This is a genomic window from Thalassotalea ponticola (assembly GCF_041379045.1).
Lineage (GTDB): Bacteria > Pseudomonadota > Gammaproteobacteria > Enterobacterales > Alteromonadaceae > Thalassotalea_A > Thalassotalea_A ponticola.
The window spans coordinates 380,517-393,999 of sequence record NZ_CP166871.1 but is presented as its reverse complement, the minus strand read 5'-3'; the positions used below and the strand labels follow the sequence as shown (position 1 = coordinate 393,999).

Here is a 13,483-nt window from a genome sequence, read left to right as displayed (position 1 = left end):
AGTGCGCTTTTATGCTATCGTTGCGCGAAAATTTAACACACCGACTCAAAGCTGTTTTATCAGTACCTAGGCGGTGTGTTCCAGCAACGTTAGTTAATCTTAATCAGGTAGAAAACCACAATGAAATTTCAGGGCAGCCACATCTTATCGGTATCCCAGTTTGATCGCGATGCAGTAACCCGAATTCTCGATGTTGCCAAGCGCATGATCCCTTATGCCAGCCGTCAAAAGCAGTGTCACGTATTACAGGGGGCAATATTAAACAACTTGTTTTTCGAGCCAAGCACTCGTACTCGCGTATCTTTTGGTACGGCATTTCAGTTGCTAGGTGGTTTTGTTCATGAAACCGTAGGTCAAGAAAGCTCGTCGCTAACCAAAGGTGAATCGCTAGTTGATACCGCTCGGGTTATTAGCGGCTATGCGGATATCATCGCAATGCGACACCCGACTATGCACTCGGTAGCTGAATTTGCCTCGGGCAGCAGCGTTCCCGTGATCAATGGTGGTGATGGTGCCAATGAACACCCAACTCAAGCACTACTTGATTTATTTACTATCGATGCCGAAATGAGTCGTTTTGGTCAAGGTATCGACAACTTGAATATCTGCTTAATGGGTGACCTAAAGCACGGTCGCACCGTCCATTCACTGTCTAAACTATTGAGTTTATACGACAATGTGCACCTAACCTTAGTATCGCCAAAAGAGTTGCAGATGCCAGATCACGTGGTCAGTATTCTCGATGACGCTGGGCATAAGGTGACCATTACCGATACCATGGCTGGCAATTTAAAGAGCGATGTTTTGTATCAAACCCGCATTCAAGAAGAGCGCTTTAGCAGTAAAGCGGAAGCCGACCTCTACCGAGGCCACTTTAGTTTGAATAAAGCGGTATATGAGCAACACTGTAAAGACAACACGGTGATCATGCATCCATTACCACGCGACTCGCGCCCTGAAGCAAACGAATTGAGCGTTGATTTAGACGACAACGTTAATTTAGCGATCTTCCGCCAAGCGCAAAATGGGGTTTTGGTACGCATGGCCTTATTTGCCTTGGCGCTTGGGGTCGAAGACAAGCTAAGCCAATACGAACGAGACGTCACTTGGTACAGTAATAAAGCGAAATAATATAGGAATTTTTATGTCACATTCACAGCAATTATTTGAAAAAGCGCAACAAACCATTCCCGGTGGCGTAAATTCACCTGTACGCGCCTTTAAGGGTGTTGGTGGCAGCCCTCGCTTTATTGAAAAAGCGGATGGTGCATATACTTATGATGCCGATGGCAATAAATATATCGATTACGTTGGCTCTTGGGGACCGATGATTTTAGGTCATAATCACCCTAAAATTTTACAAGCGGTGATTGAAACCGCACAAAACGGCCTCAGCTTTGGCGCCCCAACGGAACTTGAAATCACCATGGCCGAGAAAGTGCGCGAGTTAGTGCCGAGCATGGAAAAGCTGCGCATGGTTAGTTCGGGTACCGAAGCCACCATGAGCGCCATTCGCCTAGCGCGCGGTTATACCAACCGCAACAAGATCCTCAAATTTGAAGGTTGCTATCACGGCCATGCAGATTCGCTATTAGTCAAAGCCGGCTCAGGTGCTTTAACCTTAGGCGTGCCCAATTCACCAGGTATTCCGGCTGACTTAGCACAACACACGTTGACAGTTAACTACAATGATATCGACTCTGTTAAAACCGCTTTTAGCGAGTACGGCGATGATATCGCTTGTATTATTGTTGAGCCAGTAGCGGGTAACATGAACTGTATTCCTCCTGTAGATGGATTTTTACAGGGCTTACGCGATATCTGTGATCAATATAACAGCGTATTAATATTTGACGAAGTGATGACCGGTTTCCGCGTTGCCCTAGGTGGTGCACAGGCACATTATCAAGTCAAACCCGATCTCACCACGCTGGGCAAAGTTATCGGCGGCGGGATGCCTGTTGGTGCTTTTGGTGGCAAAGCCGAAATAATGGATTACATTGCCCCTGTTGGTCCGGTTTACCAAGCGGGTACATTGTCTGGTAACCCTATTGCCATGGCAGCGGGCTTAGCGGCGTTAACCGAATTAAGTAGCCAAGATTATCATCAACAACTGGCTGCTAATACCCAGCAATTAGCCGAAGGTTTTAAGGATGCGGCAACTAAGCACGGTATTGCCTTGAGCATTAATTACGTCGGCGCGATGTTTGGTATTTTCTTTACCGATCAACCACAGGTCAATACGTTTGCCCAAGTGATGCAATGTGATAACGATGCGTTCAACCGCTTCTTTCACATGATGCTCGACGAAGGCGTTTACCTAGCACCATCGGCATTTGAAGCTGGCTTTTTGTCAACTGCTCACTCACAAGCTGACATTGAAAATACCATCGCGGCAGCTGATCGTTGTTTTGCCAAATTAGCGAGCGCATAAGCACACCGCTGTGCAGTCATAGCTCAAGCTAAGCAACAAATAAAACGAGGCCGGAACGACAGCATATGCGTTCCGGCCTTTTTATTGGTGTGGTTTGCGCCACTGATATGTGGCTCAGTTAATCTGCGCCCAAACCAAATAAGCGCTTTAACCAGCTAGGTGGCTTTTCCCGTTTTTGCAAACAGGTTGAACTGTAGGCGAGATTGTCAACAATCGCCGGGTAGTCAATCACGTTAGCGCAATCGCCCAATACCGCATTGCCCGTGGCAAGTTCAAAGGTGGTCATTTCAATACCAACAGGCATAAATTCTAACCGTTCGCTGACGCCCTGTTGCTGCATAAACTGGGCAAAGATAGGTAACGCACCAGAACTCCCGGTGAGCTCAGTTTGACCGTTGTCATCACGGCCGACCCAGGTGGTGACTAAGCTGTTTTGATCGTAACCAACAAACCATGCGTCGCGGCCATCGTTGCTGGTACCGGTTTTTCCCGCCACCTGTTGCTCGGGCAAGCGCCACGATAGGGAGCGCGCAGTACCTTGCTGGGCAACCTTAGTCAATGCAAAATCAAGTAAATAAGCCACCTTTGGAGAGATGCGCACGTCGACATTGGTAAATCGCCGCCACAGTTCTTCGCCATCACCTGATAACACGTAATCAACCGCAGAGGTTTGATTGTACAAACCGTGGTTTGCGATAGTGTTATACCAGGTATTGACTTCAAGCGGAGACATGTTAATCGCCCCTAAAAACAAACTTGGCACCTGATTGATATCACCATCATAACCAAGTGACCACAAGGTGTGAGCGACGTTGTTGACCCCTAACTGTTGCCCCAAGTTCACCGTCGGTACATTGAGAGAGTAAACCAAGGCGTCTAACAGCGGTACGTTACCGCGATATTTACCATCGTAATTTTTTGGTTGCCACGTATCGCCTTGCTCGTTTTTTAAGACAATGGGTTTATCGTCAAGTGGTGTGGCAAAGTGATAGGCTTGAGCTTGTTGTAATGCGGTAAGGTAAACCACGGGTTTAATGAGTGATCCAATCGGACGCTTGGCATCAAGTGCGCGGTTAAAACCAGAGAACTTGGCCTCCTTACCAGCGACAATCGCTTCAATCATACCGCTGCGAACATCACTGACCACCATTGCCCCTTGTAAATCAGTATCGTGTTGTTTAGACAGTTTAGCCAATTGCTCAACGACAGCTCGTTCGGCGTTGAGTTGTTTGCTTAAATTGAACCCAGTAAATACGCGAATACCAGATTGCATTGCACTGGCAGCGCCCATATTTTTCAGCTCTCTGCGAACCAGTTGCATATAACCCGGAAATTTTTGTTTATCCATTCGGCGCTCGGCACGCACTGCCAACGGACTCATCAGCAAATGCTGATAGGTATCGCTGTCGAAGAAGTGTTTTTGAAACATCATCGACAACACCAGATCACGTCGTTCTAAGGCCCGCTGAGGACGGCGCCATGGGTCATAATACGACGGCCCTTTTACCATGCCCACCAACAACGCTAGTTGACTTGCATCTAAGTTTTCGATGCGCTTGCCAAAGTAAAACTCAGCGGCTAAACCAAAACCGTGAATACCATTGGCGAAGTGTTGTCCGAGATAGACTTCATTAATATACGCTTCGAGCAACTGATCTTTGGAATAGCGTTGCTCTAAAATAACCGCAATCATCGCTTCATTGACTTTGCGCCAAATGGTTTTGTCGCGACTCAAGTACATGTTTTTGGCAAGCTGTTGGGTTAGCGTACTCCCCCCTTGCACCGCTTCACCGGCTAACAGGTTCTTCCAAAACGCCCGTAAAATACCGGTGGGTGAGATACCGTAGTGTTCATAAAAATTGCGATCTTCGACTAACAGTAATGCATCAATTAACGCTTGCGGCGTTTGATCGAGTCGCAATACCACTCGATCCTCACCATCGGAAGAGGTAATGCGGTCTATCAACACCGGCTCTAACTTAACTTGATGGACTTGCTGATCATCGACAAACAAACGAAATACGGTATCGTCGCGCACATCAATACGAATACGAGTTGCGGGCTCCATACCAAAGCCAAAGTCAAACGGACGTCGATAAACCGTGAGCCCGCCCACACCCTGTGAGTATTGTCCGGGTTGACGTACCATCTCAACCGGTTGATAACCAATGTAACGCAGCTCTTCGGTTACATCATCTAGGTTGATTTGGCTATCGTAATCTAATGTTAATACGCGGCCGTATACTTGCGCCGGTACCTGCCAACGCTGTCCTTCAAAGCTTTGTCTAACTTTGCCGTCCAAATAAATTGCGTATAGCAAAAAGGTCGTAATGAAAATAAGCGACAGCTTAACCGCAGTAACAAGTAAGTACCGACTTACTTCATGACCTTTGCTTTGCCCGGATACTGAATTTGCAGACTGCGTACGAGATTGTGATTTTTTATTAGCCATTGTTTATATATTTCTTGGTTTTATTGGTTGGGCTTGCAGATGCAGGATCATCTGGCCAATAATGCTTGGGGTAATTTGCCTTCATATCTTTTTGTACGTCGGCATAACTCCCTTGCCAAAACGTCGCAAGATCTTTGGTTATTTGTATCACCCTACCCGCAGGTGATAGTAACTCAAGTAACGCGTTTATACGACCGTTTGCAACCGTTGGCGAATATTGTAAACCATACACCTGCTGCATAGGCAAGGCAACCTTCGGCTCTAAAAACTCGCCGTACTGATAGCGAAACTTTCGCCCTAATGGACTTTGATAATATTCAGGCGCCCAAACATTTAGTTGTTGCTGTTGTTGATAATCTAATATATTCAACAACATATCATAATAGTTCAAAGTCTGTAATTTTTTAAGGTTATCGACATCTCTAACATACGGAGCAAACCAATGTTCAAGTGTGGCCAGTAAATGACGCTCACTAAAGTCACCGAACCCCGCGTTGTCCACAAAGTTATTTAACCACCGCAAGCGACTGAGCAAATTTTCGCTACGCTGATCAAGCGCTAACACCGTCAAGCCTTGCGCGCGCACATAATCGACCCACACAGAGCTGTAATCAAGCGTTGACTTAGACGCTTTCAACGCCTGCCGCGACAGTATGATATGACCCAAGCGCTGTTGTCGTTCAGACATAATGCGTTGCGTATCGGTTGCAAAGTAAGTGACATCTTGGCGTTGACATAAATGCGAAAAATATTGTTCGAGCTCTCCCTTGCTGATGGGAGCGGCGAGTTCAATGCGCAATTCGCGCTTTGATTGATACACTTTCGCCGCTGACAGATAAGCCTCGCCGCTAAGCGGGTCGAGTGAGTCAAGCTCTAAGCCTTTGCCACTGGCACTGAAATAGCGGTTGCCTGTATCCCGCAACTTGGCAATGCGCTCTGGATAGGCAAACGCCAATAAAACACCACAGCGCGACTCGGGTAATTTATCGACGTGATCGCAAAAGCCATGGGCTAAGTTAACTGAGGTTACCGCTTTGGTCGCAGCGTTGTATAGACGACGCGCTTGTTGTAATACAGCTTGCTTTAAGGCGCGGTGGTTACCCGCAGTTAATATCGAGCGCAGACACAAGCTAATATCACTGTTACTGGCATATTCACTGGGCAAACGCGGCTGCTCTAATAACGCACTTAACAAACAAGCCAGCGACACCACAGCGCGACGGTCACCGTCGATAGTAAGCGACGACAAAATCATGTGGGCAAATCGCGGATGCGTTGGCAATTGTGCCGCCCGCTGACCGTGTTTGGTTAAACGCCTAGCGTCATTCACCAATTGTAAATCGCTGAGTAATTGCCAACAGTGTTGCTCAATGCTGGCGTTGGGCAATTCGATAAACGGCAACTGACTAAATTCTGTCACCTGCCAGCTCGCCACATCTAGGGTGAGAGGCAATAAATCACTTTGACTGATTTGACTAGCGCCGTGTTCCATCCGCCGTTCATAGTTGTCTTTGCTATAAAGCCGAATACAATGTCCAGGCGCCACTCGCCCTGCTCGACCACAGCGCTGTATAGCCGAAGCTTTGCTAATTTGCTGTAAGGTTAAACGGTTAGTTAGGGTGCTAGGGTGATAACTCGCGACCTTTTCTAAACCGCTATCAATGACCACTGTAACACCCTCAATAGTTATCGATGTTTCGGCAATATTGGTCGCTAATACGACCTTATAGCTGCCTTCAGGTGCGGGTGCTATTGCGTGGCGTTGCTCTTCGATGGACAAATCGCCGTACAATGCATGTACCGCAAACGACGAACTAAGCCGTTGTTGCAATAAGCCTTGTACCTGACGTATTTCGCCACTGCCAGGCAAAAAGACCAATATCGAACCGAGCTGTTGTTGTGTTTGCGCAATAATCACCCTAGCAACGTGTTCGGCTAATCGCTGCTGCCCAGTTAGCGGCTGATAATCAATAGTAACTGGATAGCTTTTGCCCTCGCTGTGTAAGTAAACCGCATCGGGTAATGCCGCCTCTAGATACTGGTTATCAATCGTTGCCGACATTAATAACAGACACAAATCGTCACGCAACCCCAACTGAATATCACGGGCTAACGCCAAGCCGAAGTCGGCGTGCAATGAACGCTCGTGAAATTCATCAAAAATAATCAAACCGACATCTGCCAGTTCATTATCATCGAGCATCATGCGAGTGAGAACACCTTCGGTCACAACCAGTAAACGGGTTTGCTTACCATACTTGCTATCATTGCGCATTTGATAACCAACCGTTTGCCCGACCGGCTCTCCCAAAAGTTGCGCCAGCCGTTGTGCCACCGTTCGCGTTGCGATGCGTCGAGGTTGAAGCATAATGATTTTTTTATTGGAAAACTTTGGCAGTGCTAATAGCCAAAGTGGTAAAACCGTCGACTTACCCGCTCCGGGTGGTGCGGACAGTACTAAAGTATGGCTGTGATTGATCGCCTGTAATGGGTTATGCTTTATTTGAGCAACGGGGTAGTGGTCAAGTGATGCGCTATCCATATATGCTAAACAGTATCGGTTACCGTGATGCTGTTATACCACAATTTTAGTTTCCAAGCTCTGTATCTAAGGTCTATTGCTCTTTGTGGTATAGATTTTGTTCGAATTAAAAGGCATTAAATCGAGGCGCTACAAGACCAGTATGGTGACTCCATACGACCGAGTTGCAACAATGAGAAAATAACTTTTAACCGAATCCAACAACCGACTATGCAGGACAGCGTTTATTGGGCAAAAGAGGTGTTATGCGATTATTCTTTGGTCTTGAACCAGACCAGCAAAGCAAACAACAAATCGACTTATGGCGGCAACAATTTGTCACCAATATCAATCACGTCGTCGCCCGCGATAACTTCCATATCACCCTGGTATTTTTAGGCCACACCCCAGCCGATAAGCTGCAAGCATTGTCATCAATGGCCGATAGGATATCGTCTTTACCGGTGGATATCTGCTTAAATCAAATAGACTGTTGGCCCAAGCCCAAGGTATTATTTTTACGCGCTCAACAACAAAGCGATAGATTAAACTCACTGGCTGCAAAGTTACAACAGGGCTGTCGCCAACTTGGCTTGGCGATTGACAAGCGCGAATACATTGCCCATTTAACCTTGGCCCGTAAAACCCAAGCTATTCCGGCGCTATCACAAGATGCCTACAACGCACTCAACTTTAACCTCCAGTTTCAACATTTTTGTTTATTTGAGTCAGTTTCAAAGCCTGACGGTGTGCGTTATCATGTGCGACTTCGTTGGCCGTTGAAGGTTAACCAAGCAACTTGAATTGGAACCATAAAAGGACATCTCAACTATGGGCTTGTATCTCAAATTATTAGCTGGCGCAATTCAGCCACGCGATGTATTTATTCCCATGGCAAGCCTAATTGTTGGCACGGGTCTATCGGCACTGCAATGGCCTGTTGATGGTGCCTTGTTCAGCAGTTGCATCATCTTAGTGTTTCTCGGTCAACTGGCTCTAAACTTAGCGTCTAACTATCAGCAGGCGTTCGTTAATAACAGAAAAGATCCGCAAACAAACCTTCATCAACACGCACTAACCAGCCAAATGGCCCTACGCCGATTGAGCTATATCAGCGCAATGATATTTGCCGTTTTGCTGTGGTTATTAATTAAAACCAGTGTCGGCTTTAGCGCAACAATAGCTCTATTAACAGTGGCCTTGTTGGTTTTGTTCGCCACCGCAATACGCTTAAAAACCTTGTATAGCAACCAACAGTTATACAGCTATAGCAAGCGCCATCTGGCGGCCTACGCAACGGGCAATGCTCTATTGCCATGCCTGATAAGTTTTTACCTGCAAACGGCTCAAATCACTGACTACGTACTTGCTGTAGCCTTTTGCGTTGCCCTACTTGCCTTGGTAGCTGGCTTGAGTAAACACATTAATGAATTTATAAAATGCCATCCATTACTCAACAGTGATAATCTGCCGCCTTCCTTGATCACCATGCTGGTTACTCAGTTTGTACTGCTGATCATCACCATCGCTTTGACTACCCTTGCGATTTACGCTCTCAACATTCCATGGTTAGCGCTGATATACATACTGGCATTGCCCGCTCTGTTTGCCGCTAACATTACCGTTAAACACATTCCGGAAGCCGATATTGCCAAAGCCCAACTGACTAAAGTCCAACTTGCCTACTTTGCCTTCTGGGTGTTATTCATCGTTGGCGTGATGATTCGCTAGGGTTTGTTGCAAAAAAAACGAACGCTGCAAGCGTTCGTTTTAATAAATCAATGCTTAACCGCTTTCGGCTCAGCGCTTAGTCGTCAACCTAGTTTTGCAATAACGCGCTGATCGTTGCGATGCCTGAACCCGTTGCGCCGGCAGCCCACAAGCTTGACGCCTGCTCGTTGTAACACGCTGCCAAGTCAATATGCACCCATCCTTTGGCGTCATTAGTCACAAAGCGAGATAAGAAGCCAGCGGCATTGCTCGCTCCGCCTGCACCACCGCCTTTTTGTGTCGTGCTATTTGCCGTATCGGCAAACGCCGATGGACATTTGGCTTGGTGAAATTTAGCCAATGGCAACTGCCATGCCGGATCGGCTTGCTGCTCTGCACTGACCAGCGTTTTTTGCGCTAATTGTTGATCAAGCGCGAAAATGGCGTTGTATTCTCCACCTGTGGCCATGACTGCGGCCCCTGTTAACGTGGCAGCATCAATAATCATCTCAGAGTTAAACTCACTGGCTTTAATCAAGCCATCCGCGAGTACTAATCGCCCTTCTGCATCAGTATTGGCAATTTCCACGGTGATACCGTTTTTATAGCTGAGTACATCACCCAACTTATAGGCATGACTGCTGATCATATTTTCGGCACAGCACAAGATTAACTTGACCCGCTTTTTCAAACCCGACTTAATCGCCAGTGCCAATGCGGCGGTTACTGTCGCAGCCCCCCCCATATCCGACTTCATCGAGAACATGCCTGCACTTGGTTTAATCGAATAGCCCCCTGAATCAAAGGTGATACCTTTACCAACCAGTGTTGCAAACACCGGCTGGTCAGCGTTTTGGCTTGGATTGTAATCGACAATCATCATACTCGGTGGGTTGACACTGCCTTTACCGACGTTGTAAATCCCAGTCCAGCCTTGCTCGGCTAACTGTTCACCAACAATCATTTCGATGCTAATCGCATCGCCTGCAACGGTTTTTAGAAAGCTCGCTGCGCTGTCACATAACGACTCTGGTACGATATCTGACGGCGTTTGGTTAATCAGGTTGCGTCCCCATGCGTAACAGCTGAGTTTGTCTGTTAAATACTTAACCTGGGCGTCACTTCCGGTAAACTCAACCGCTTCTAACTTACCCACTTTGGTAAAGCCCTGAGCAAATGCCCATTGACTCTGCTCGCACCAAAGATCGCCGACGAGTTTTGCCGAAGCGACACCTAAACTTTCTATCTTGCGCGCCGCTTCTTGAATGCTACGCAAATTATCCGCAGCGCCACCGGTGATATGAATATGGATATCGTCTTGATGAACACTGAATGGGTTATTGGCCTGCCAGTTACTCGGTTTAACAGTGGAAAGTTTAACAATGGCTGTTTGCGTCATGAAAATTCCTATTCAAACGTGTTGGACGACCGATGGTACGCCTGTATGGCTTGATTACCCGTTCGATCAATATAAGTGAATGTTTAATACGACAACGCTTGCCGTATTGTTTGCTATATAGCATAGTACATGAAAACAAGTAACTATGTCGCCACCTGGCGATGGTCACCAGCACTCGTTATAGCCGGTATCCATTAACGTGGTGTCTCCCTTGGTATAAATCAATATCGACAATGAAATTCTCCCCGCCATTAAAACAGTCCACGCTAATCAAACGCTATAAACGCTTCTTAGCGGATGTCATATTAGAAGATGGCTCGCAAACCACCTTACACGTAGCAAATACCGGTGCGATGACAGGGTGTGCACATCCCGGTGACACCGTCTGGTACAGTACGTCGGATAATCCCAAACGCAAATACCCATACAGCTGGGAATTAACCGAAACCGCGGATAACCATTTCATATGTGTCAATACCATCCGCGCCAATCAACTAGTGGAAGAAGCGATCACTAACCAGGTGATTGAAGAATTAGTCGGTTATTCGCGTATAAATCGCGAAGTTAAGTACGGCAGTGAAAACAGCAAGATTGATTTCTTGTTAAGCGACGGTAGCGCGCCTAATGCGTATATTGAAGTAAAAAGTGTCACCTTACTCGATAACTCTCAGGGCTTTTTTCCTGATGCGGTTACCGCTCGTGGGCAAAAACACCTGCGCGAGCTGATTGAAGTGAAACAATCTGGACACCGCGCGGTATTATTTTTCGCCGTACTTCACTCTGGTATTAACAGCGTAAAGCCGGCTCGGCACATCGATCATCAATACGGTTTATTAATTGATCAAGCGATGCGCGCCGGTGTTGAAATACTCGCTTACAAAGCTAGTTTTACCGGTGAGCAAATGGTCATAACCGATAAACTGGCGTTTTTAGCTGACTAGCGACCGCTATCTTCGGGGTTGTTCCGAGGCGACAGACACGAGCTAAAAACACGAGCTAAAAACAATGCGATAATAAAGCGCAGTGTTATTTTATCGAAACGACGAAGACCAGGCCGTGGCTGAGCGCTTTTTCAAGCGGTGAGTTCGGATGCACGACGTTACGTATTGTTATAGATGAGCGCCATTATCTAATTCGGCGCTATTTTTACCAATTTGTTCAGCCGTTAGGGTCTGGTTGGTACGCTATAAGATGATCTTTTTAACCTAAAAAATTGTCGTAGACGGCGAGATATAGGCGTTAAAATATGAAAAAATGCAATTTAAAGTGTAAAAACGCTTGATATTGGGAAATTAAACCTTATATTCCCTGTCAAACCTATAATGGGAAGCGTTTGTGGCTCAGTAATAATTTTTTTACAAATTCTTTGCCAGCTTTCAAACATTCTGTTATAGATAATCACATTAAATTAAATGCTAAAAGAGTAAGCAGTACTTTAGGAGATTCAGCATGCCAACAAACAACACACAAGCCATCGGCATTCTGGCATTAGCTGGCGTTGAGCCGTACGTTGAAAAAGCTGGTGAAGAATACATGAACCCAGCTCAAGAAGAGCACTTTAAGAAAATTCTCGAAGCGTGGCGTGCGCAACTACGTGCAGAAGTAGATCGTACCGTAACTCACATGAAAGATGAAGCGGCCAACTTCCCAGATCCTGTTGACCGTGCAGCTCAAGAAGAAGAGTTTAGCTTAGAACTTCGCACTCGCGATCGCGAACGCAAACTAATCAAGAAAATCGAGAAAACACTGCAGCTAATCGAAGAAGGTGATTTCGGTTTTTGTGACTCATGCGGCATCGAAATTGGCATCAAGCGTTTAGAAGCGCGCCCAACAGCTGATTTGTGTATTGAATGCAAAACCTTAGCTGAAATTAAAGAGCGTCAACTAGCAGGGTAACCCTTGTTTAAGCACGACTTTTTCGGTAATAAATCAGAGCGATCGCATGTTCAATATCGCGGTCGCTTCGCTCCCTCCCCCTCTGGTCACCTTCATTTTGGTTCGTTGATTGCCGCTCTTGGCAGTTATTTACAAGCGAAACACCAACGCGGCAAGTGGTTAGTCCGCATTGAAGATATTGATAAACCGCGAGAACAACTCGGTGCCGATAAGTCGATTCTCAGCACATTAGAAGCTTATGGCTTGTATTGGGATGAACAAGTTTTATATCAAAGTCAGCAAAGCGACCTTTACGATGCAGTTATTGCTGAATTATTAAATCAACGGATGAGCTATTACTGCCAGTGCACTCGAGCGCAGATAAAAGCCATTGGTGGCATTTATCAAGGTCATTGCAAACACCTCAATCTCAGCCCCGATGGCAGTGCACTGCGATTGATCAACCACCACCCAATTGGTCAGTTTAGCGACAAAGTACAAGGCGAGGTATTGGTGAATGCGGCGCTTAGTGGCGAAGATTTTATTATTCATCGTCGCGATGGGTTGTACGCTTATCAATTAGCGGTTGTTATTGATGATATTTATCAAGGCATAACCGAGGTGGTGCGAGGCTGTGATTTACTCGAACCAACCGCACGACAAATCACCTTGTACAAAACGCTGGCTCAGCCCCAACCCGATTATGCCCATTTACCGCTGGCGGTCACCGAACAAGGCTATAAGCTAAGCAAGCAAAATGCCGCTCCAGCTATTGACAAAACACATCCACAACCGGCGTTAATCAGCGCATTGACTTTTTTGGGGCAGCAGCCCGACCCGGCATTAGTCGACGCCAGTGTTGAACAAATTATTGGCTGGGCAATTGACCACTGGCAGTTGGACAAAGTACCACAGCGCCGAGAAATATCACTATAATATAAGCACATTGCCTTGTTGGCTCGAAAATTATCGGCAAATCATAGGCTTTTCGTTCTCTTTTTAAGCAAAAAGGAGTATGATCTCGCCTTATTTTTTGATTCCCATATGCAAAATTATTTTCGATGACCATGTTTAAGGCATTCATCAGGCTAT

The 13,483-nt window shown here is 46.4% G+C and carries 10 protein-coding genes; 7 read left to right on the top strand and 3 right to left on the bottom strand.

The window, feature by feature from the left end:
- Positions 1–120 precede the first annotated feature (120 nt).
- Together ACAY30_RS01785 and hemL are read left to right on the top strand one after the other, a co-directional pair.
- Entirely contained in the window at positions 121–1,131 is a 1,011-nt protein-coding gene (locus tag ACAY30_RS01785) for an aspartate carbamoyltransferase (RefSeq protein ID WP_290252328.1), read from the top strand.
- Positions 1,132–1,144: 13 nt separating this feature from the next.
- Positions 1,145–2,434 carry a glutamate-1-semialdehyde 2,1-aminomutase gene (gene hemL / locus ACAY30_RS01780; protein WP_290252327.1) on the top strand — a complete coding sequence of 430 codons (1,290 nt, stop codon included), beginning with the start codon at positions 1,145–1,147 and terminating at the stop codon, positions 2,432–2,434.
- A 118-nt stretch (positions 2,435–2,552) separates the two neighbouring features.
- Here the strand turns inward: hemL and mrcB are convergent, their stop codons facing one another.
- Both mrcB and hrpB read right to left on the bottom strand, forming a co-directional pair.
- On the bottom strand, positions 2,553–4,886 hold the full coding sequence (mrcB, locus tag ACAY30_RS01775; RefSeq protein ID WP_290252326.1) for a penicillin-binding protein 1B: 2,334 nt from the start codon (positions 4,884–4,886) through the stop codon (positions 2,553–2,555).
- The gene (hrpB, locus tag ACAY30_RS01770) at positions 4,879–7,428 is read right to left on the bottom strand and encodes an ATP-dependent helicase HrpB (protein ID WP_290252325.1); all 2,550 of its coding nucleotides are present in this window, start codon (positions 7,426–7,428) and stop codon (positions 4,879–4,881) included. Before hrpB ends, mrcB begins: the two co-directional genes overlap by 8 nt.
- Before the next feature lie 245 nt (positions 7,429–7,673).
- Here hrpB and thpR point away from each other — a divergent pair, with 245 nt between their 5' ends.
- Positions 7,674–8,210, top strand: coding sequence for an RNA 2',3'-cyclic phosphodiesterase (gene thpR / locus ACAY30_RS01765; RefSeq protein ID WP_290252324.1), 537 nt, complete (start codon positions 7,674–7,676; stop codon positions 8,208–8,210).
- Between the two features lie 28 nt (positions 8,211–8,238).
- On the top strand, positions 8,239–9,138 hold the full coding sequence (locus ACAY30_RS01760; RefSeq protein WP_290252323.1) for a hypothetical protein: 900 nt from the start codon (positions 8,239–8,241) through the stop codon (positions 9,136–9,138).
- Positions 9,139–9,226: 88 nt separating this feature from the next.
- Here the strand turns inward: ACAY30_RS01760 and pepB are convergent, their stop codons facing one another.
- Entirely contained in the window at positions 9,227–10,516 is a 1,290-nt protein-coding gene (gene pepB / locus ACAY30_RS01755; RefSeq protein WP_290252322.1) for an aminopeptidase PepB, read from the bottom strand.
- 233 nt (positions 10,517–10,749) lie between these two features.
- On the opposite strand from pepB, the gene sfsA reads away from it, so the two are divergent.
- From sfsA to gluQRS, 3 genes are all read left to right on the top strand, one after another.
- Entirely contained in the window at positions 10,750–11,457 is a 708-nt protein-coding gene (gene sfsA / locus ACAY30_RS01750) for a DNA/RNA nuclease SfsA (protein ID WP_290252321.1), read from the top strand.
- Between the two features lie 508 nt (positions 11,458–11,965).
- On the top strand, positions 11,966–12,412 hold the full coding sequence (gene dksA, locus ACAY30_RS01745; protein ID WP_290252320.1) for an RNA polymerase-binding protein DksA: 447 nt from the start codon (positions 11,966–11,968) through the stop codon (positions 12,410–12,412).
- Positions 12,413–12,415: 3 nt separating this feature from the next.
- Positions 12,416–13,327: a tRNA glutamyl-Q(34) synthetase GluQRS gene (gluQRS, locus tag ACAY30_RS01740; protein ID WP_290252319.1), complete on the top strand. Its 912-nt coding sequence runs from the start codon at positions 12,416–12,418 to the stop codon at positions 13,325–13,327.
- The last annotated feature ends 156 nt before the right edge of the window (positions 13,328–13,483 follow it).